Below are 19,808 nucleotides of genomic sequence, written 5' to 3'. Positions count from 1 at the left end.
TTTCCAAACCCTCGGTGCTGTTTTCGGGCATGCTGGGGTGATGGTGTTTAGGCAGGAGATTTCGGACGAGTCGTGGGCTTTGTTGGAGCCGTTTTTTCCGAAGTGGAAGGGGAATGGTCGGCCGATCTCGGATATGCGGCGGGTGGTGGAGGGGGTCGCGTGGCGGTTTCGGACCGGGGCGCCGTGGCGGGATATGCCGGAGCGTTTCGGGCACTGGAACACGATTTATGGCTGGTTCTGGGACTGGTCGAAAGACGGTACCTGGGATCGAGTGCTGCAGGAGGTGCGGAAACAGGCCGCCAGCGCTGGTGACCTGGAGTGGGTGGTGTCGGTGGACGGGTCGATCGTGCGTGTCCATCAGCACGGCGCAACCCTCGCGCGCGACACGAGTGACGCAGGTGACCACACAGGGGGCTCTACAGGGGGCTCTACAGGGGGCTCTGTCGAATTACAAGAAAACCCGCGACCCCGGACCAGGTGAACCGGCCGGTCACGGAATCGGTAAGTCCAGGGGTGGCCTGACGACGAAGTTCCACGTCGCGGCCGACCTCAAGCAGCGACCGTTGGGGCTGGTGGTCACCGGCGGACACGCCGCGGACTCCACGTTCATGCACGTGGTACTGGAGACCATCAGCATCTCCAATGGCCGGCCCGGCCGGCCGCGGACCAGGCCGGACCGGGTGATCGCCGACAAGGCGTACACCGGCAAGCCGTGCCGCGACTACCTGGCCCGGCGCGGCATCGCCATGAGAACAGACAAAACCGCACGCAGCTATCTCGCCGGACTCACCCTCGCCGCCACGCTCATCTGGACCAAATCACTAGTTTAGAAACACGGCCTAGTAGAGTGTCGCCGTTAGAATTCGTCGGTGTTGCGGTAGACCGTTGGTGGCAGTCTTTCCCCTATCTGCTGCCAGAGGGTGTTGTGGCGATGTCGAGTATGCCGTCGGTGAGATTGACTGCTGATGATCGTGAGTGGCTGACCCGGATTGTGCGGACTGGCGTGCATCCGGCGCAGAGGTGCGGCGTTCGCGGATTCTGTTGGAGTTGGACGAGGGCGTCGGTGAGACTCCGGGTGAGCCGCCGAGTCGGCGCGCGGTCGCCGAGAAGGTCGGTGTCGATCCGCAGACGATCACGAACGTGGCCAGGGCGTATGTCGAGCATGACGGTGATGTCGGGGCCACGATCCGGCGTAAGAGGCGGTCCACGCCGCCGGTCGAGCCGATCGTGACCGGTGAGGTCGAGGCCCGGCTGATCGCGCTGGGATGCTCGACGCCCCCGGAGGGCAGGTCGCGGTGGACGCTGCGACTGTTGGAAAAGCACATCGCGCTGATGCGGGACATGCCGAATCTGGATCACTCGACTATCGGGAAGGTTGTCAAAAAACGGCGTTTCGTCCTCACCTGAAGGAGTGCTGGACCATCCCCGCCGCGGCCAACGGCGAGTTCGTCGCGCGAATGGAAGACGTCCTGGACGTCTACGTTCGCCCCTACGATCGGGCCGTTCCGGTGGTCTGCATGGACGAGAAGCCCTACACAGGCCACCTCAGCCTGCTGGTGGCACGAAACAGCCGGGCTAGTGACCTTTGAAGGCTTCCTCCAGCCACCAGGACGGTCCGCTGGTGACCTTCGCGTCGACGACGATCGGTCCGTCTCGTGGACCGGCCAACCAGTCGCGCAGATCGTCCACATCGGACGGTTTGCGTACGGTGATGCCGTCGGCGCCGAAGCCGCGGCCGATGGCGGCGATGTCGGTCTCCGGAAAGACGACGGTGTCCAGGTTGTAGCCGTGCGGGCCGAAATGGTGCACCTCGGCGCCGTAGGCCTCGTCGTTGTAGATGACGATCGCCATCGGCAGGCCGAGCCGTACGACCGTGTCCACCTCGGCGATGGACATCAAGGCACCACCATCGCCGAGCGCCGCGACCGGAAGTCGTTGCGGTTGGGCCAAAGCGGCGCCGATCGCGGTCGCCAGGCCGAGACCGATCGACTGATATGCCTGGGTGAAGCAGAAACCGCGCTCGTCCGGCACCGACAGATAGGCCGCCGGATATCCCATGAAGTTCCCGGAGTCGACGGCCACGACACGCTCGTCGGGAAGCACGTCGTCGAGCGCGATCGAGAGCGTACGTGGATCGATGCGGTCCACTGTGGACACGTCGTCGTGCCGCACGTCGCGCCAGCGACCTTCGGTGGCGATCCGCTCGCGAATCGCCGGCTGCCGATATCCGTCGGCAGAGGCCACCAGGTCGACCAAAGCCTCGGCCGTACGCGCCACGTCGCCGACGACGCCGAGGTCGACCGGTCGATGCGCACCGATCGCGTCCGGCTCGAGATCCACCTGCACGACCGTCGCGTCGGGCGCGATCAACGCGCCATGGCGCATCGTCCACATGTTCAGCGACGCACCCCAGCCGACGATCAGGTCTGCCGAGCCGATCAGCTCGGCGGCCAGCGGCGTCGCGAATCCGCCGGATATCCCCAAAGACCACGGATCGCCGGCGAAAAGCCCATTGACCACCGCGGAAGTCGCCAGCAGGGCACCGCAGGTCGAGGCCAGCCGGCGCAACTCGGCCCGAGCGTGCCGCGCTCCTCGGCCGGCGATGAAAACCGGTCGTTGTGCGGTGAGCAGCACGCGCGCTAGTGCCTCGACCGCCGCCGGATCCGGATTTGCCACCTGTGGCGGCAAAATCGCCGGAACGTCGGCACCCGATGCAGGCGCGGCCTGCACGTCCAACGGCAGGTTGAGCACAACCGTACGCCGTCCCTCGACGGCGCGGCGACAGGCGCGTACGACATCATCGATCGCAGTAGCTGGACCGTAAACGCGCTCGCTCACCGCACCGACGGCGGTCGCCAGACCGTCCTGGTCGACGCGGAAGTTCGACCGTACGGCCGCACCGGCGGTGTCCGCCGCGAGCACGATCATCGGCGTGCGGCTCTTGGCCGCCTCGGTGATGCCGGTCATCGCGTTGGTGAGACCACATCCCTGGTGCACCGAGAGCACCCCGAGCGTGCCGCTGGTGCGCGCGTACGCGTCGGCCATGGTCGCCGCACCGCCTTCGTGGCGGGCGGCCACAAAACGCGCACCTGCCGCGACCATCGCGTTGGTGACGTGGAAGTTTCCGCTGCCGACCACGCCAAACACGTGATCGGCGCCGAAACCGGCGAGCGCGCGGCCGACCAGCTCGGCAACGGTCACGGCTCCACCAGGCCGAGCACGCGTGCTGGACTGCCCGAACCGCCGACGATCGGCAGGCCGGTGGCGATGACGACGGCGCCGGTCGGCGGCAGCTCGGCCAGGTTTTGCAGCTGCGTCAAGCCATAACGACCGGATCCGGCCAGCGCGCCGTGGCACGGAAACGGCGGGTCGGAAGAATGCGCCGCGCCGGCGTCGGTGCCGACCGTTTCGACGCCGATGCCGACGATCGTACGCTCGGCGAGCAGCCAGGCGACGCAGTCGGCGGCGATCCCCGGGGTGTGCGGTCCGTTTTCGTCGGCGTTGAGGAAAGCGTCCTGGCTGCCGCTGCGCGCGTCCCAGCCGGTGCGATAGAGAAACCAGCCGCCGACCGTGCCGTGCTCAGCCTCCCACGCCTCGACATCGCTGACCCGCAACAGAAAGTCGGGATCGGCCTGGGCTTTTCCGGCGAAATCCAGCACACTTGCCGGCGCGATCAGCTCGGCCGGCGGAATGTCGGCGACGCTGTGGCCGTCCTTACCGGTGACCCAGTGCACCGGTGCGTCCAGATGCGTGCCGGTGTGTTCGCCGGTGTGGATGTTGTTCCAGTACCAGGCCGGCCCGCGGTCGTCGTATCGGCTGATTTCCTCCAGCTGGAACGGCACCGTGTTTCCGAACGGCGGCGGCAGCTGCAGAATCGGCGTGCTGTCCCGCAACGGGGCGGTCAGGTCGACGACCCGGATCCGGCCGGACCCGAGCTGCTCGGCAAAGTCCCGCAGTACCGACAAAACTCACCCCTCCTTTGGCCGCCACCTCCGGTGCCGGGTGGCCGGCGCGCCATCGCGGACCAACGCCAGCCGCGGTTTCGGCCCATCGGTGCGACCGCTCGGCGGCTTGCGCCGGCCGGCGGCGAACTGGACCGGCCAGGCCGCCGCCGGACCGGTGTAATCCTGCTCCACCGCGGCGTGCAACGTCCACTGCGGATCGTAGAGGTGCGTGCGGCCGAGCGCACACAGGTCGGCCCGGCCGGCCAGCAACAGCGAGTTGACGTCGTCGTACGACGAAATCGCGCCGACCGCGATGACCGCGACGCCGTATTTGCGGCCGATCTCGTTGCGGATGCGGTCCGCGTACGGTGTCTGGTAACTGCGGCCGAATGCCGGTTTTTCCGTGGAAACCACCTGTCCGGTGGACACGTCGATGCCGTCGGCGCCGTGCTCGGCGAAAGCACGCGCGATCTCCACCGCGTCGTCGGCGTCGATGCCGCCGTCATGCCAGTCGGTGGCCGAGATGCGTACGGTCATCGGCCGCTCGGCCGGCCAGGCGGCTCGTACGGCGTCGAAAACCTCCAGCGGATAGCGCAGCCGCGCATCCAGCGAACCACCGTATTCATCGGTGCGGTGGTTGGACAGCGGCGAGATGAACGACGACAACAGATAGCCGTGTGCACAGTGCAGCTCCAGCAGGTCGAATCCGGCCCGCGCCGCGGCCAGCGCCGACGCCTCGAAATCGGCCGTGATCTGCGCCATCTCGGCCGGCGTCAGCTCACGTGGCCGCTGGCTGAACGGCGCGTACGGCAGCGGCGACGGTCCGCAGATGTCCCAGTTTCCGTCCGGCAGCGGCTGGTCGATGCCTTCCCACATCAGCCGGGTCGACCCCTTGCGACCGGAGTGTCCCAGTTGGACACCGATCCGCGCGTCCGTCGAGGTGTGCACGAAATCCACCACGCGGCGCCAGGCGTTTTCCTGCTCCGGCGCGTAAAGGCCGGTGCAGCCAGGCGTGATCCGGCCGTCCGGCGAGACGCACACCATCTCGGTCATCACCAGCGCCGCGCCGCCGAGCGCCTTGCTTCCCAGGTGCACCAGGTGAAAGTCGGTCGGCACGCCGTTTTCGGCGGAATACATGTCCATCGCCGAGACGATGACGCGGTTTTTCAGCTCCAGCCGGCCAAGCCGGAACGGCTGGAACATCGGTGGCCGCAGGTCGCCGCCGGCCTGCCGGGCGAACCACTCGTCGAGTCCGGCGACGAACTCCGGATCGCGCATCGCCAGGTTTTCGTAGGTGACGCGGCGGCTGCGCGTGAGAATGTTGAAGGCGAACTGTTCCCGGTCCTGATGCGCGTACTGGCCGATGTTCTCGAACCACTCCAGGCTCGCCTGCGCGGCTCGTTGGGTGGACTCGACCACCGGCTTGCGCTCCGCCTCGTACGCCGCGAGGGCGGTCTGGACATCGGTGTTTTCGTGCAGGCAGGCGGCCAACGCGAGCGCGTCCTCCATCGCCAGCTTGGTGCCCGACCCGATGGAGAAATGCGCCGTGTGCGCCGCGTCGCCGAGCAGCACCACGTTGCCATGCCGCCAGGTTTCGTTGCGTACGGTGGCGAAACTCAACCACTTGGAGTTGTTGGCGAAGACCCGGTGGCCGTCCAGGATGTCGGCACACAGCTGCCGGACCGTCTCGATCGAGGCGAGGTCGCTTTCGCCCGGCTTCAGGGAAACGTCGGTGAACCCGGCGCGCTGCCACACGCGGTCGGCCATCTCGATGATGAAAGTGCTGCCGGTGCGGTCGTAGGGATAGCCGTGGATCTGCATGATTCCGTATGGCGTCTGCAGGATGTGGAAGGTGAACGCGTCGAAGACCAGATCGGTGCCGAGCCACATGTAGCGGCAGCGGCGATGGTCGACCGACGGCCGGAAGGTGTCGGCATATGTGGCGCGTACGGTCGAATTCACGCCATCGCAGCCGAGCACCAGGTCGTACGACCGGGACAGCTCGCCGACTTCCGGCGCCTGCTCACGAAACCGCAGCTCCACCCCGAGTCGCCGGCACCTTTCCTGGAGGATCTGCAGCAGCTTCTTGCGGCTCATGGCGGCAAAACCGTGGCCTCCGGAGGTGGTCACCGGCGCGCCCGGCAGGTGCACGTCGATGTCGTCCCAGCGAGCGAAATGCCGCTGCATCTCGGCGAAGACCGCCGGATCGGCGTGCTCGATGCCGCCGAGCGTCTCGTCCGACAGCACGACGCCGAAGCCGAACGTGTCGTCCGGCGCGTTGCGTTCCCAGACGGTCACCTCGTGCCGTGGCCCGAGTTGCTTGACCAGCGCGGAAAAGTACAGGCCGCCGGGCCCGCCGCCGACCACCGCGATCCGCACAGCCGCCTCCCCGGTCTCGTGTCCGCCAGGATATGTCGCCCCTGCGACGCTCGTCAAGACAACGCTATATCGAGACCACGAGTAGTACTACTAGCCGGCGATGCCGAATGACCGTATTATCCGTTCCGCGAGACCAGCGAGAAAGGTTCGCCAGATGGTGCGACCAGGCGAGAAAGCGCCGGACTTCGAGCTCTCCGACCAGTACGGCAGGAGCCGGCGGCTCAGGACGTTGTTGAAGGACGGGCCGGTCGTCCTGTTCTTCTACCCGGCCGCGATGACCACCGGCTGCACCGCGGAGAGCTGCCATTTCCGCGACCTGGCCAGCGAGTTCGCGCAGGCACACGCGCAGCGGATCGGCATCAGCGTCGACCCGGTCGACCGGCAGCGCGAGTTTTCCGACAAGCACTCGTTCGACTATCCGCTGCTGTCCGATGTGGACGGCCTGGTCGCCGAGGCGTACGGCGTGCGGCGAAAACTGTTGTCCGCGCTGTCACCGGTGAAGCGAACGACCTTCGTGATCGGCATCGACGGCATCGTCAAGGACGTGATCTCCAGCGAGCTGCGTTTCGACCTGCACGCGGACAAGGCGCTGGAAGTGCTGCGCGCCTAGTGTCGGTCGCCGGAGCGATACTCGCGCGGCGTCACGCCGTACTTTTCCTTGAACGACCGGGTGAAATGCGACGCGTCCTTGAAACCGGCGCGCCGCCCGATCTCGCCGACCGGGATCGACGCCAGCCGCGCGTCGACCAGGTCACGAGCCGCGTGCGCCAGCCGGCGGGCGAGCAGATAGCGCGCCACCGTCGTGCCTTCGGCCTGGAACAAGGCATGCAGATAGCGCGGCGACACGCTGCTGGCGGCGGCGATCTCGGCCGGTGACAGCTCCGGATCGCCGGCGCGCTCCTCGATGTAGGTCTTGGCGCGCAAAACGTGCGCCGTACGCGTCGACGGCGTCGACCCGAGCTCATAGGACTCGGTCAGCGACGCGGCCACCAGGTCGACCGCCGCCGCGGTCAGGTGCGGCACACTCGCGCTCGACCGCGTCGACGCCTTCCGTACGATGTTTTCCAGCAGTGGCGCCAACAGCGCGTTGGTCGCGGTGTCCTGGCCGACCACCAGCGCGGAGCTGCTGGGCGCACCCGGCAGCAGGCCGTCGAGCATGGTTTCCGGGATGTGGAAGACAAACATGTCGAAGGCGGTCTCGAAGCGCAGCCGGTAAGGCCGGGAAGTGGCCGAAACCGCGAAGTCGCCTGGCTCGAGCGCGACCGTACGCCCGTCCTGCGTCAGCGCGTCGCAGCGGCCGGACATCAGCAAATTGACCAGGTAATACTGCTCCGAGTCGCGGGCGATGCCGCGTTTGGCTCTGGTGACCTGATGTGGCTGGCAGGCGATCCGGCTGAGCCGCACGTTGCCGGACTGCACCGAGTTGAGCTTGGCGGTGAACCCGTCGGCCTCGGTCAGCCGTGCGGCCTCCAGCTTGACAAAAACGTCGCAGATGACATCCTGCCAGTAGTCAAAGCGTTCACGAGGAGTGATCGGCTCCGTCGAGAGGTCCAGAACGCCGGAAAGCTGTGCGCTCATGGGCAACTCCTTGTGCGGCCAGGGACCACTGCGGGCGGCGCGCGAAATGTACGCTTTCGAGCAACCATATCGATCTCGGACGGGGTAGCGTCGGATTTCTCCGATAATCCGTCCGAAATATCCGCATTTCCGAGGCGGGACGTGACAGTCGACCAGGCCGACACCGCGGCGCAGCTGACCGGCCGGCTCGACCGGATCCCGACCTGGAGCCTGTCGCGCCTGTTCATCGCGATCCTCGGCCTCGGCGTGCTCTTCGTCCAGTACGACATCTTCGACATCAACGTCTCGTTCATCCAGACCTGCGTCGCGATCACGCCCGGCTGCACGCCGGCCAACGCCGTCGGTTTCCTGAATCTGCCGATCCTGCTGAGCCTGGTCGGCTATGGCATCGGCGCGATCGGCTTCGCACCGCTGGCCGACCGGATCGGCCGCCGGCACATGCTCGTCCTCACCATGCTGCTCACCGGCCTCGGCTCGCTTTACACGGCTTTGTCGCAGGATTACGGAAACTTCACCGCCTCGCGGTTCATCACCGGTGTCGGCATCGGCGCCGACCTGGCGATCGTCAACACCTACGTCAACGAGGTGGCACCACGCGCGGCCAGAGCCAAATACACCTCTGTGCTGTTCGTCCTCGCCGCGATTGGCTCCGCGCTTGGGGTCTGGCTCGGCCTGCTGCTCACCACCCCGAGCGCGCCGTGGCCGCAGGGCCTGCCGTTTGCGCTGGCCAGCGCCGATTTCTCGAACGGCTGGCGGTGGATGTACGCGCTCGGCGCGATTCTCGCGCTGGTGTCGGTCGCGCTGCGCTTCCAGCTGCCGGAGTCGCCGCGTTGGCTGCTCGCTCGCGGCCGACTGGCCGAGGCGCTGGCGGTCGTACAGGACATGGAAAAACGCGCTTCGCGGTTTGATCCGCTGCCGGATCCGCAGCCGGAGGTGACGGCCGAGCCGGTGATCCAGAAAGGCGCCTACCGGCAACTTTTCGGCAGCCGCACGTACTTGCTGCGATGTGTGGTGTTGGCGGTCGCCTGGATGGCCGGCTATGTCACGCTCTACGGCTTCGGCGCCGGTTTCACCAGTGTGCTCACCGCGTTGAACTTCTCGCCGTCCACCGCCGGCGTCATCGCCGCCGTCGGCCTCATCGGCTTCATCGCGAGCGCGGTCGTTGCGATCCTGTTCGCCGAGAAACTGGAGCGAAAATACTGGCTGGCGGTCGGTGCCGGCATCACCGTCCTCGGCGCACTGCTGGTGGCGCTGGCCGGCGCGAGCATGATCGTCGCGCTGGTCGGCGCGATCGTCCTGTTCTTCGGCCAGAACGTCTGGGTCGCGCCACAGTATTCGCTGACCGCCGAGAGTTTTCCGACCAGGTTCCGCACCAGCGGCTACGCGATCGCCGACAGCGTCGGACACATCGGCGGCGGCATCGGCGTGTTCGTCATCGCCGGCCTGCTCGGCAACCTGTCGGTGCTCGGTGCTTTGCTGCTGATCGGCGGATTCCTGGTGATCGCGGCCGCGGTCAACCTGCTCGCGGTGCGTACGCGCGGCCGCCGGCTCGGGGACATCTCGCCGTGACCACGCTGCGCGAGGAAATCGAGCAGAGCGGCATGCTCACGGTTTCCGCGGCGCTGGAACGGCTCGGAAGTGGCGCGACCAGCACCGCGCTCACCGAATGGGCCTTGCGGCAGGCCGAAGGCGATGCCGAACTCGGCGCATTCGTGACGCTCGACCACAGTCGCGCGCTCACCGCCGCACGCCATCACGACCGGTCGTCGCAACGCGGCAGGCTGCACGGAATTCCGTTGGTGGTCAAGGACAACATCCACGTCGCCGGCATGCCCAACACCGCCGGCACGCCGGCCCTGGCCGGTTTCACACCGCGCGCCGACGCACCGGCCGTCCAGCGGCTGGTCGACGCGGGTGCCTTCGTCATCGGCAAAACCAACATGCACGAGCTGGCTTTTGGCATCACCGGCACGTCTTCGGCCGCGGGACCGACGCGCAATGCCTGGGACAGCAGCTGTTTCGCCGGTGGCAGCAGTGGCGGCACGGCCGTCGCGGTGGCTCGCGGCGGTCTCGCCGGGCTCGGCACCGACACCGGCGGTTCCGTGCGCATTCCGGCCGCTCTGAACGGCGTCTGTGGTTTCCGGCCAACCACCGGCCGCTATCCGAGCGCCGGCGTCACACCGCTTTCCTCGACGCGGGACACCATCGGACCCATCGCGCGCACCGTCGCCGACCTGATGTTGCTCGACGCCGTGCTGGCCGACGACGACATGGAAACGATCGTCGCTCCGATAAGGGAAATCCGGCTCGGCGTGCCGCGCGAGTATTTCACCGAGCCACTCGGCCCGGAGACCAGCGCCGCTTTCCAGCACACGCTGGCCGTGCTCGCCGGCGCCGGCGTCACCCTGGTCGACGTGCCGACCGGCGAGTTCCGGCGGGTCGAACAGCATGTCGGCCAGGTGATCACCACGTACGAGGCCGGTGTGGAGCTCACCAAATATCTCGGCCATTACGTGCCGGACACGAGCCTTGCCGATCTGGCCGGAAAAATCAGCGGCCCGGACGTACGCCGGCTGTTCCTCGAGGAGATCGTCCACGGCGCCGTCAACCGCGTCGCCGAACACGAATACCGCGCGGCTCTCGCCGAGGGCCCGATGCGGTTGCGCGACATCTACTGGAACCTGTTCAGCACATACCGGCTGGATGCCCTGGTTTTCCCGACCACACCACGATGCGCCGGTCCGCTGGCGGACACCGACGGGCAGATCGAGCTGGGGTCCGAACGGTTTCCGACTTTCCCCACCATGGTGCGCAACACCTCGCCGGGCAGCATCGCCGGCCTGCCCGGCCTGACCGTACCGATGACGCCGGTGCCGGACGGCCTGCCGGTCGGCCTGAGCCTGGACGGCCTGCCGTGGACCGACCGTACGCTGCTGGGGATCGGCCAGAAGATCGAGAAAATCCTCAACGTCCGCTGACGCTGGCTGCCAGCGGCGGCAGCCAGCGCGCCGGTTATCCGGTCAGGACGTGGCCAGCTCGGCGAGGTAGGCGTCGGCCTTGTCCGGGTCCATGAACCAGTTGAAGAAGTCGCGCGGGTCGTCGAAGTCGTTCGCGAAACGGTGCGCGATCCTCGGCTCGTCGCCGGCGGCGGTGAGCAGCTTCAGCACGTGCTCGGGTGGCGGCGCGAGCAGTGCGTTGGTCCAGATCGTCGAATACTGCACGTCGTCCCAGAAAGTCTCGAACGTGCCGCGCAGGAAGGCCTCGTCGTACGGCTGGTCGCCATGGTCCACAATGGACTTCAGGTAGGACGCGGCGCATTTGCTGGCATTGTTGGAGCCCTGGCCGGTGATCGGGTCGTTGAGCACGACGACGTCGGCGAGGCCGAGAATCTTCGCGCCGGAGGGCAGGGTGGCGACGGGCTTGCGTACGGTCGGCGCGTAACGACCGGTCAGCACGCCGTTTTCGTCGGTCAGCGTGGCATTCTCACACCGCTCGTATTCCCACGGCACGAAGTCACGCACGATGGACAGCGACACGTCCAGGTGTTTCTCCGGATCGGTCGCCTGCGACCAGCGATCCATCGGACCGTCCGGCACCGCCTCGAAAACCATGATCTCGCACGGACCGCTCAGCGTCAGTGCCGGGAAGATGAAGTATTCGCCGAGCCCGGGGACCAGGTTGAAGCAGACCGCGGAGTGCTCCGGCCGCGGCTCGACTCCGTGCAGATAGGTCAACGCGAGCGAGCGCTGCGGCTTGTCGTATGGACTGCGCTCGGCGTCGCGCTCGAAAAGCCGTGCGATGTCGCCTTTTCCGGCCGCCACCACGACCAGGTCGGAGTCGCGCGCATACGCCTCCAGGTCGTCGGCGGTCGCCTCGTGGATCACCAGATCGCCGCCACGCTTGACAAACTCGGCCATCCAGCCGGGAAACTTGATCCGCTGGTCGACCGCCTGCGCGATCCGGTCCAGTTTCGCCGACCAGGAAATGGCCTTTCCGCCGGCCTGCGGGCTGTCCGGCGGCGCCGGCACGGCAAACGCGATGCCTTCCACCGGTGGACACTGCTCTTCCCAGGAGTTCAGCCGCAGGTCGCGTTCGTGCTGCAGTGCGGTGTCGAACATGCACTGGCTGGACATCACCCGGCCCTGTTCGATCTGCTCCGGCGTACGGTTGGACACGACGGTCACATCGAAACCGTTGTCCAGCAGGCCGATCGCCAGCTGCAGGCCGGACTGGCCGGCACCGACCACGGTGACTTTGGGCATGGTTGGCTCCTGTCGCGTGAAGTATCGACGCTTACTTTATTGGCTCAGCAGCGGAATGGCGGAGATGGCCTGTTCCGGCCCCATCGCCGAGTAGCCGCCGTCGGCGGCCCAGGTCGCACCGGTGACCACGCTTGCCGCGTCAGAACACAGAAACGCGACGACCTCGGCCACTTCCTCCGGATCGCCGACCCGCCTCGTCAGATGGAAAGGCGCCGCCACCGCGTCGGTTTTCCGCCGGTCCGAGCCGCTGAGCTGGTCCATCACCGCCGACCACGTCCATCCCGGTGACACCGCGTTGACGCGGATCCGGTCGGCCGCCAGGTCCATCGCCATGTTCCTGGTCAGCTGTACGATCGCCGCCTTGCTGACCGGATAGAGCCAGCGCCCGGTCTGCGCGACATTCGCCGAGACAGAGGCGAAATTCACCACCGCGCCGCGGCCGCTGACCTTGAGCTGCTGATAGGCCGCGTGCACCAGCATCGAGGCGCTGACGACGTTGACATTCAGGGCTTCCAGCCATTGTGCGCGCGTCGACGTAAAGCCGTCGTCGACGTAGGTGCAAGCCAGATTGACGACATTGTCGAGCTGGCCAAACTCGGCCACCGCACCGTCCACTAAGGACACCAAAGCGGCGTCGTCGGTGATGTCCGTGTGAATGCTGACAACGCCGTCACCGCACTCCGCCGCCACCCGGTCGGCACCGTCGCCGTCGATGTCGGCGATGACGACTTTCGCTCCGGCGGCGTGCATCACGCGTACGACCGCCGCGCCGATGATCGTCGCGCCGCCGGTGACCACGGCAACCCGGCCGGACAGATCGGCCACGACGCACCTCCTCGCCTCGACGGTGTCCGGTGTGGAGCTTTCCCGATCTTCGCCGCCGTCGCCACCCCCCGCGGCCAAGACGGCACGGATGGAAAACCTCGCTGACCGTCGACCGTGTCAAGGCCGATGGCAGGAAGTTGATCGTTGCATTGACACCGTCCACCGCAGCACCTAGCCTCGTGAGCCGGTTCCAGTAAATCGATGCACCGAGCTGACCGACCGGAAGGCGGCGCCAATGGCGAGGATCCCCGATCGCCGCCGGCCGCCGTCCACAGTGGACGCTGCTTCCGGTGCGAGATCTGGCATTTCCCTGCCAGCGCGGTTGCGCGGCGACCGGTGGCACCTACACTGGCGCTGTCAGGCCGGCGATGTCGCGGTCGCCGGCCTGACCTGCTCGCCAGGTCTCGCCGGCAGCCGGTGGCTGGAGCCGCTCACCCTCCACAGTGGACCTGGAAAGGCGGCGAGAAATGTACGCCAAGAAGCTCATCGCGATGGTGGCCGCGGCGGCCGCGGTCAGTGCGGCGCTCGGACCACCGGCGCATGCGGCCGCACCGGCGGCGGCCTGCACGTATCCGGCCGACGTGCTCAACCTGACCAACTGGAAGATCACCCTTCCCATTGGCTCGGACGAAAAACCGACCGAGATCAAGCAACCGGCACTGAAGACGTACGTGAAGTCGCCGTGGTTCCTGCCGACCTCGGACTGCACCGGCGTACGATTTCGCGCCGCGGTCAACGGCGTGACCACCAGCGGCTCCTCCAACCCGCGCTCGGAGCTGCGGGAGATGTCCGACAACGGCACGAAAAACGCGAGCTGGTCGATGACCTCCGGCACGCACACGATGGTGGTCGACGAGGCGTTCACCCACCTGCCGGCGGAGAAACCGCACGTGGTCGGCGCGCAGATCCACGACGCCGACGACGACGTCACGGTTTTCCGGCTGGAAGGCAGCAAACTCTACGTCACCAAGGGCGACACCACACATTACAAGCTGGTGACCGACAACTACCAGCTCGGCACCAGGTTCCAGGCCAAGTTCGTGGCCAGCGGCGGAAAGATCAAGGCCTACTACAACGGCGTCCTGCAGACGACGATCTCCAGCAGCAAGAGCGGCAACTACTTCAAGGCCGGTGCCTACACACAGGCCAACTGCGGCAACTCGGATCCCTGTGAGGACAGCAATTACGGCGAGGTCGTCATCTACGGCCTGACCGTGACGCACACCTAGCGGTCGCACACACAGTGGGTGGGTGAGAGTCGAATTCCAGGCATCGTCGGGATCGGCGGTCACAGCAGCGCTGGCCTATCCTGCTCCAAGAGCTGCCCATCCGGGTCATCGTCGGGCAGCGCAGCGACGCCAGATGCACGAACACGGGCCTTCACGTCTGCGTGACCGCCAGCACCTGTGGTGGCTGTGACTGCTGAGGCCAGTAATGCCGTTGTGGCTGCTCGCCGGGCTGGGCTCGATGTCCGGGGCGACACTGACGAGTGTCCCGCTATGTGGCGGGCCGCGCCCGGGCTCAGCTGTCGCCGGCTCCTCAGTTACGCGGCTCCTAGCCTGAATCCACCAGTCAGTAATTGGTGGATTCAGGCCTAGTGCCCCGAGCCGTTAGCCGCGGTCGACGCGCGTACGACCAGCTCCGGTCGCATCATCACGGACTGGCCGGCGCCGGAGTCGGCCGAGCCGACCAGATACGTCACGGCAGCCGCCGCCATCTCCGGCAGCGGCTGCCGGATCGTTGTGAGCGCCGGAAAAGCCAGGTCGGCCAAGGCGATGTCGTCAAAACCGACCACCGACACGTCGGTGCCGACGACCAGACCGGCGTCGCGTACGCCGGCGCAGACGCCGAGCGCGCACATGTCGTTGACAGCGAAGAAAGCCGTCGGCGGCTCGGCGCTGTCCAGCAGTTCGTACGCGGCCGCGCGGCCGACCTCGGCGGCGTCCAGGTCACCGCCGCGGCCTGAGCCGTCGTCGGTCCACACCACCGCGGGCACGCCGAGACGGTCCACAGTGGACCGGAAGCCGGTGAGCCGCTCCTGCCGGTTGACGCTTTGCAGTTTTCCGGACACGAAAGCCAATCGCCGGTGTCCGAGCTCCAGAAGGTGCGAGGTGGCCAGCTGCGCGCCGAGCGAGTTGTCGACGCTGATGTTGGTCAGGCCGGCCGGATCGCCGAGCTGGCTGATCCGGTCGAACGCGACGATCCGCATGCCCTGCCGCAAAAACGGCTCGACGTGCGCGATCGAGGGAAGCGACGAGCAGAGCACGACGCTGCCGACGCCGTCGGCCCACAGCTCCTCGAGATATTCGTGCTCACGCTCCGGATCACGCTCGCTGTTGCAGAGCAACACCCGAAAACCCGACCGCAACGCGACGGATTCCACCAGCTGCGCGAAAGTCCCCCAGAACGGGTTGGCGACCGACGGCACCACCAGGCCGAGCATCTGGATCCGGCCGGTACGCAGTTGCCGCGCGGCCCGGTTCGGCCGGTAACCCAGCCGTGCGATGGCGGCCTCGACCCGCAGCTTGGTCTCCGGCAACATCCGGCCGTCGCGGCCGTTCAGCACGTTGGACACGGTGCTCGGCGACACGTTGGCGGCCCGCGCCACCTCCTGGATCGTCACCGCCATCGTCGCCTCCCCGGCTCATGCCAGGTGAAACGATACACCGGTCAGCGCAGCCGGAAGCGCTGCAGCTTTCCGGTGGCCGTACGCGGCAGCTCGTCGCGAAACTCGACCAGCCGCGGATACTTGTACGGCGCGATCTCCTTCTTCACGAAGTCCTGCAACACTTCCGCGGACGGCGTCACGCCGGCCGCCGGCACCACGACCGCCTTCACGATCATGCCGCGGCTGTCGTCCGGCACACCGACGACCGCGCACTCGGCCACGTCGGGATGGCGCAGCAACGCTTCCTCGACCTCCGGTCCGGCGATGTTGTAGCCGGCGGAGACGATCATGTCGTCGCTGCGCGCCTGATACCAGAAATAGCCGTCGGAGTCGCGCACATAGACGTCACCGGTGAGATTCCAGCCATCTCGCACGTATTTGCGCTGCCGTTCGTCGGCCAGATAACGGCAACCGGTCGGACCGCGTACGGCCAGCAGGCCTGCCGTGCCGTCCGGCACGGCCGAGCCGGACTCGTCCACGACCATCGCCTGATAGCCGGGCACCGGACGGCCGGTCGAGCCCGGTTTGTCGTCGCCGTCCACGCGGGAAATGAAAATGTGCAGCATCTCGGTCGCGCCGATGCCATCCAGGATGGCGATCCCGGTCCGGTCGCGGAATTCCCGCCAGACCGACTCCGGCAGGTGCTCGCCGGCCGACACGCATCGCCGCAACGAGGCGAGTTTTCCGACCGACAACAACGCGCGATAGGCCAGCGGCGCGGTGAAGACCACCGTCGCGGAGTGGTCTTCGATCGCCGCGGCCAGCGTGTCCGGTGATGGCTTTTCCAACAGTACGGTCGAAGCGCCGGCGCGCATCGGAAAGACCACCAGAGCGCCGAGGCCGAAGGTGAACGCAAGCGGCGGCGTGCCAACGAAAACATCGGTCGGCTCGGCTCGCAGCACGTGCCGGCCGTACGTGTCGGCGATCGCCAGCACGTCGCGATGGAAATGCATGGTTGCCTTTGGGCGACCGGTCGTGCCGGAGGTGAACGCGAGCATCGCCACGTCGTCCGCCGCCGTGCGTACGTGCGAAAAATCGGCTGGCGGCGCGGCCGCCAACTGGTCGGAGGGCACGATCGGTAAACCTGGAATGTCCGCCGCGATGAGATCATCGAGAAAGCGTGTGTCGCAGATCGCCAGCGATGGCTGCGAAATCTCGGCGATGGTCCGCAACTCGCCGGCGCGCAGCAACGGCATCGTGGTCACCACGACGCCGCCGGCGAGCAACACGCCGAGCCACCACGCGACCAGCCACGGATTGTTGGGTGACCGCAGCAGCACGCGGTTTCCCGGCACCAGGCCGTATTCGTTGACGAGGACGGCCGCGACCGTGCGAGCGCGCGCGGCCAGCTCACCGTATGTCCAGGAATCGCCGGCTCCGGTCACGCACGGCCGGTCGGCGCCGAACCGCTCGATCGTCTCGTCGAGGAGAGCGGCCGCGCAGTTGACCGAATCCGGATATGTCAGCTCGGGCAGCGTGAAGTCCAGCTCCGGCCACAACGGCGCCGCCGGAAGGTTTTCCCGGCAGAACGGGTCAAGATGCGCAGACTGGGTTAGCCGCATAGCACCCTCCTGCCCTCAGTATCGCTGATCCGTGACGACAGTCAAGAGAACGCTATGTGCGCGCGAACCCCGGAGCAGCCGTTATCGTGACGGATGTGACCGAAGCGCAACCGCGGCACCTGATCGTGACGCTGTACGGCCTGCACGGACTGGACGGCCGCGAGGCCGGCCGGTGGTTTTCGGTGGCCGCGTTGGTCCGGCTGCTCGCCGACCTCGGCATCGACGAGCCGGCCGTACGGTCGTCGGTGTCGCGGTTGAAACGGCGCGGCATGCTGACCGCGGAGAAGGTCGGCGGCGCGGCCGGATACGCGCTTTCCGAGTCGGCGCGGCACATCCTGGACGAGGGCGACCAGCGGATCTTCGCGCCACCGCGGCCAGCCGCCGACGATGGCTGGCTGCTCGCGGTTTTCTCGGTGCCGGAGTCCGAGCGCGACAAGCGGCACACGTTGCGTACGCAGCTGAGCCGGCTCGGCTTCGGCACGGTCTCGCCCGGCGTCTGGATCGCGCCGGCCCATTTGGAAGCCAGCGCGCACGAACTGGTCGACCGGCTGGATCTCACACCATACGTGGAGTTTTTCGGCGCGCACTATCGAAACTCCGATCTGCGCGAGAAAATCGGCAGCTGGTGGGATCTGGACCGGCTGCACGACTCGTACGCGGACTTTCTCGCCAGCGCGCAACCGGCGTGGCGGCGGTGGAGCCGGCGGCGGGACGGCACCGACCGCGAGGCTTTCGCCGACTACGTGCCGATCCTGACCGAATGGCGCCGGCTGCCGTATCTGGACCCCGGCCTGCCGGCCGACCTGCTGCCGGCCGGCTGGAACGGCGCCAAGGCCGCCGAGCTTTTCACCGGCGTACGCGAAAAACTGGAGAAACCGGCCAGGCGTCACCTTGACGCCGTGATCGCCAACTAGGAGTGCGGACATGGTGAGCCAGACCGATGCGATCGTGATCGGCGCCGGCATCAACGGAATGATCGCCGCGGCCGAGCTGGCCAAGGCCGGCTGGTCGGTGGCGCTGGTCGACCGCGGTGAGCGGATCGGTGGTTTCATCGCCTCCGGCGAGCTGACCGTCCCCGGCTATGTGCACGACACGTATTCGTCGTGGCATCCGCTTTTCCTGACCGGCGGCGGATACGCGGCGCTCGGTGCGGACCTGCACCGGCACGGCCTGGAATATCGCAACACCGACGGCGCGGTGACGGCGAGCGTCGCCGACGACGGCCGGATCAGCATCGCCTATCGCGATCCTGAGCGTACGGCGGAAGACCTCACCGAGCCGGCCGACCGCGCGGAATATCTGGCGATGCTGCAGGAGCTGGAAAAGCAGCTGCCGATGGTCGGTGGATTCCTCGCCAGTGAGCCGATCTCGCCTGGCAGCCTGAAAAGCTTCGCCGGCCTGTGGCGCAGATCCGACCGCGAGGGCCTGGAGTCGGTGCTGCGTACGACCATGTCCAGCGGACGCGCGTGGGCTCGCCGGCGGTTCGCCGGCCAGGAGGTCGACCATCTTTACGCGCCATGGCTGCTGCACGCCGGCCTGTCGCCGGACCACGCGATGGGTGGCCTGATGGAGCCGCTGCTGGCGGCCAGCCTGCACGGCGCCGGCATGCCGGTCGCCGTCGGTGGCGCCGGCAACTTCCTCTCCGCCTTCGAAAAGTTGTTCGACGAGCTCGGCGTACGACTGCACCTCGGCAAGGCGGTCGACGAAATCGTTGTCGCCGCTGGAAAAGCCATCGGCGTGCGGCTCGGCGAGGAGCGGCTGTCGGCCAGCCGAGCGGTGCTGGCCTCGGTCACGCCTGACGCGCTCTACACCGAGCTGATGCCGGCGGAGAAAGTGAAAATCGCCGAGCTGGAGCCGCTACGGAAAGAGGCGGCGCGGTTTCGTTATGGCCGCGGCGCGATGCAGATCCACGTGGCGCTGTCGGCGCCGCCGGCCTGGCGGGACGAGCGGCTGGCGAAGGTGCCGATGGTGCATTTCACCGACGGCTCGGCGAGCACCGGGATCGCCTGCGCCCAGGCCGAAGCCGGCCTGCTGCCGGCCGCGCCGACCGTGGTGCTCGGCCGGCAGGACGTGCTGGATCCCTCGCGGGTGCCCAAAGGCGCGGCCGCGCTGTGGATCCAGCTGCAGGAGGTGCCGTACGCGCCGGTCGGCGACGCGGCCGGCGAGCTGGACACCTCCGCCGGCTGGACCGACGAGCTGGCCGAGGCCTACGCGCGAAGAGTGTTGGAGCGCATCGGAAAACACGCGCCGGGGCTGGACGAGCTGGTGCTCGGTAAGAAGATCATCACACCGGTCGATCTGGCCGCGGCCAACCTCAACGCGCGTCACGGCGATCCGTACGGCGGTTCCTGTGAGCTGGACCAGATGCTGTTCTGGCGGCCATTGCCGTCCGCTCGCGCGCATCGCACGCCGGTCGAGAACCTCTGGCACATCGGTGCGTCGACGCATCCCGGGCCTGGTCTTGGCGGCGGATCCGGACATCTGGTGGCCACCGCGCTGACCACTCCGCCGCCGTTGAAGCAGATCAGGGACCGGATCGACAACCTTCGTATAGCGCGTCAGTGACGACAATAACGAAAGCGTGATACGT

The 19,808-nt window shown here is 67.2% G+C and carries 17 protein-coding genes; 9 read left to right on the top strand and 8 right to left on the bottom strand.

All coding sequences use genetic code 11. The annotated features are described in order from the left end of the window. Positions 1–40 precede the first annotated feature (40 nt). The 3 genes from GNX95_RS44315 to GNX95_RS17180 all read left to right on the top strand — a co-directional run bounded on the left by GNX95_RS44315 (position 41) and on the right by GNX95_RS17180 (position 1,407). Entirely contained in the window at positions 41–481 is a 441-nt protein-coding gene (locus GNX95_RS44315; protein WP_425483903.1) for an IS5 family transposase, read from the top strand. Then, positions 399–830 (top strand): transposase, encoded by a 432-nt coding sequence (locus tag GNX95_RS44310; protein WP_425483902.1) that lies wholly within the window; start codon positions 399–401, stop codon positions 828–830. The genes GNX95_RS44315 and GNX95_RS44310 overlap by 83 nt, the downstream gene beginning before the upstream one ends. Positions 831–975: 145 nt before the next feature. Next, positions 976–1,407: a helix-turn-helix domain-containing protein gene (locus tag GNX95_RS17180; RefSeq protein ID WP_246281665.1), complete on the top strand. Its 432-nt coding sequence runs from the start codon at positions 976–978 to the stop codon at positions 1,405–1,407. 168 nt (positions 1,408–1,575) lie between these two features. Here the strand turns inward: GNX95_RS17180 and GNX95_RS17175 are convergent, their stop codons facing one another. The 3 genes from GNX95_RS17175 to GNX95_RS17165 are packed head-to-tail and all read right to left on the bottom strand — an operon-like array spanning position 1,576 to position 6,323. Further along, a complete protein-coding gene (locus GNX95_RS17175) occupies positions 1,576–3,201 on the bottom strand; it encodes a thiamine pyrophosphate-binding protein (protein ID WP_163508420.1) in 1,626 nt (541 codons plus the stop codon). Next, a complete protein-coding gene (locus tag GNX95_RS17170) occupies positions 3,198–3,965 on the bottom strand; it encodes a cyclase family protein (RefSeq protein WP_163508419.1) in 768 nt (255 codons plus the stop codon). Before GNX95_RS17170 ends, GNX95_RS17175 begins: the two co-directional genes overlap by 4 nt. A 3-nt stretch (positions 3,966–3,968) precedes the next feature. Beyond that, positions 3,969–6,323 carry a bifunctional salicylyl-CoA 5-hydroxylase/oxidoreductase gene (locus tag GNX95_RS17165; protein ID WP_163508418.1) on the bottom strand — a complete coding sequence of 785 codons (2,355 nt, stop codon included), beginning with the start codon at positions 6,321–6,323 and terminating at the stop codon, positions 3,969–3,971. Positions 6,324–6,477: 154 nt separating this feature from the next. Here GNX95_RS17165 and GNX95_RS17160 point away from each other — a divergent pair, with 154 nt between their 5' ends. Further along, positions 6,478–6,933 (top strand): peroxiredoxin, encoded by a 456-nt coding sequence (locus GNX95_RS17160; RefSeq protein WP_425483901.1) that lies wholly within the window; start codon positions 6,478–6,480, stop codon positions 6,931–6,933. Here GNX95_RS17160 and GNX95_RS17155 read toward each other — a convergent pair. Then, on the bottom strand, positions 6,930–7,901 hold the full coding sequence (locus GNX95_RS17155) for an AraC-like ligand-binding domain-containing protein (protein WP_163508417.1): 972 nt from the start codon (positions 7,899–7,901) through the stop codon (positions 6,930–6,932). The genes GNX95_RS17160 and GNX95_RS17155 overlap by 4 nt on opposite strands. A 141-nt stretch (positions 7,902–8,042) precedes the next feature. On the opposite strand from GNX95_RS17155, the gene GNX95_RS17150 reads away from it, so the two are divergent. After that, positions 8,043–9,470 carry an MFS transporter gene (locus GNX95_RS17150; RefSeq protein WP_163508416.1) on the top strand — a complete coding sequence of 476 codons (1,428 nt, stop codon included), beginning with the start codon at positions 8,043–8,045 and terminating at the stop codon, positions 9,468–9,470. Next, positions 9,467–10,879: an amidase family protein gene (locus GNX95_RS17145; protein ID WP_222853722.1), complete on the top strand. Its 1,413-nt coding sequence runs from the start codon at positions 9,467–9,469 to the stop codon at positions 10,877–10,879. Before GNX95_RS17150 ends, GNX95_RS17145 begins: the two co-directional genes overlap by 4 nt. Before the next feature lie 42 nt (positions 10,880–10,921). On the opposite strand, the gene GNX95_RS17140 is transcribed toward GNX95_RS17145, so the two are convergent. Next, the gene (locus GNX95_RS17140; protein WP_163508415.1) at positions 10,922–12,163 is read right to left on the bottom strand and encodes a styrene monooxygenase/indole monooxygenase family protein; all 1,242 of its coding nucleotides are present in this window, start codon (positions 12,161–12,163) and stop codon (positions 10,922–10,924) included. Positions 12,164–12,199: 36 nt separating this feature from the next. After that, complete coding sequence (locus tag GNX95_RS17135) at positions 12,200–12,988, bottom strand: SDR family oxidoreductase (protein ID WP_163508414.1); 789 nt, start codon at positions 12,986–12,988, stop codon at positions 12,200–12,202. Positions 12,989–13,455: 467 nt separating this feature from the next. Between GNX95_RS17135 and GNX95_RS17130 the strand changes: the two genes are divergently transcribed. After that, positions 13,456–14,217, top strand: coding sequence for a polysaccharide lyase family 7 protein (locus GNX95_RS17130; RefSeq protein ID WP_187369659.1), 762 nt, complete (start codon positions 13,456–13,458; stop codon positions 14,215–14,217). A 365-nt stretch (positions 14,218–14,582) separates the two neighbouring features. Here the strand turns inward: GNX95_RS17130 and GNX95_RS17125 are convergent, their stop codons facing one another. Both GNX95_RS17125 and GNX95_RS17120 read right to left on the bottom strand, forming a co-directional pair. After that, entirely contained in the window at positions 14,583–15,617 is a 1,035-nt protein-coding gene (locus tag GNX95_RS17125) for a LacI family DNA-binding transcriptional regulator (RefSeq protein WP_163508413.1), read from the bottom strand. Between the two features lie 41 nt (positions 15,618–15,658). Then, positions 15,659–17,218, bottom strand: coding sequence for an AMP-binding protein (locus GNX95_RS17120; protein WP_163508412.1), 1,560 nt, complete (start codon positions 17,216–17,218; stop codon positions 15,659–15,661). Positions 17,219–17,313: 95 nt separating this feature from the next. On the opposite strand from GNX95_RS17120, the gene GNX95_RS17115 reads away from it, so the two are divergent. Both GNX95_RS17115 and GNX95_RS17110 read left to right on the top strand, forming a co-directional pair. Beyond that, a complete protein-coding gene (locus GNX95_RS17115; RefSeq protein WP_246281664.1) occupies positions 17,314–18,132 on the top strand; it encodes a PaaX family transcriptional regulator in 819 nt (272 codons plus the stop codon). 10 nt (positions 18,133–18,142) lie between these two features. Then, the gene (locus tag GNX95_RS17110) at positions 18,143–19,783 is read left to right on the top strand and encodes a phytoene desaturase family protein (protein ID WP_163508410.1); all 1,641 of its coding nucleotides are present in this window, start codon (positions 18,143–18,145) and stop codon (positions 19,781–19,783) included. Positions 19,784–19,808: the final 25 nt, after the last annotated feature.

The sequence above is a fragment of the Fodinicola acaciae genome (genome assembly GCF_010993745.1).
GTDB lineage: Bacteria > Actinomycetota > Actinomycetes > Mycobacteriales > HKI-0501 > Fodinicola > Fodinicola acaciae.
The sequence above is the reverse complement of the archived record's forward strand: the minus strand, read 5'-3'. Positions and strand labels throughout refer to the sequence as shown.

What these genes read in the sequence shown, in the direction of transcription:
- GNX95_RS17140 (WP_163508415.1), bottom strand. Translation starts at nt 12,163, where the DNA reads ATGCCCAAAGTCACCGTGGTCGGTGCCGGCCAGTCCGGCCTGCAGCTG.
- GNX95_RS17130 (WP_187369659.1), top strand. Translation starts at nt 13,456, where the DNA reads ATGTACGCCAAGAAGCTCATCGCGATGGTGGCCGCGGCGGCCGCGGTC.
- GNX95_RS17110 (WP_163508410.1), top strand. Translation starts at nt 18,143, where the DNA reads ATGGTGAGCCAGACCGATGCGATCGTGATCGGCGCCGGCATCAACGGA.
- GNX95_RS17120 (WP_163508412.1), bottom strand. Translation starts at nt 17,218, where the DNA reads ATGCGGCTAACCCAGTCTGCGCATCTTGACCCGTTCTGCCGGGAAAAC.
- GNX95_RS17125 (WP_163508413.1), bottom strand. Translation starts at nt 15,617, where the DNA reads ATGGCGGTGACGATCCAGGAGGTGGCGCGGGCCGCCAACGTGTCGCCG.
- GNX95_RS17160 (WP_425483901.1), top strand. Translation starts at nt 6,478, where the DNA reads ATGGTGCGACCAGGCGAGAAAGCGCCGGACTTCGAGCTCTCCGACCAG.
- GNX95_RS44315 (WP_425483903.1), top strand. Translation starts at nt 41, where the DNA reads ATGGTGTTTAGGCAGGAGATTTCGGACGAGTCGTGGGCTTTGTTGGAG.
- GNX95_RS17155 (WP_163508417.1), bottom strand. Translation starts at nt 7,901, where the DNA reads ATGAGCGCACAGCTTTCCGGCGTTCTGGACCTCTCGACGGAGCCGATC.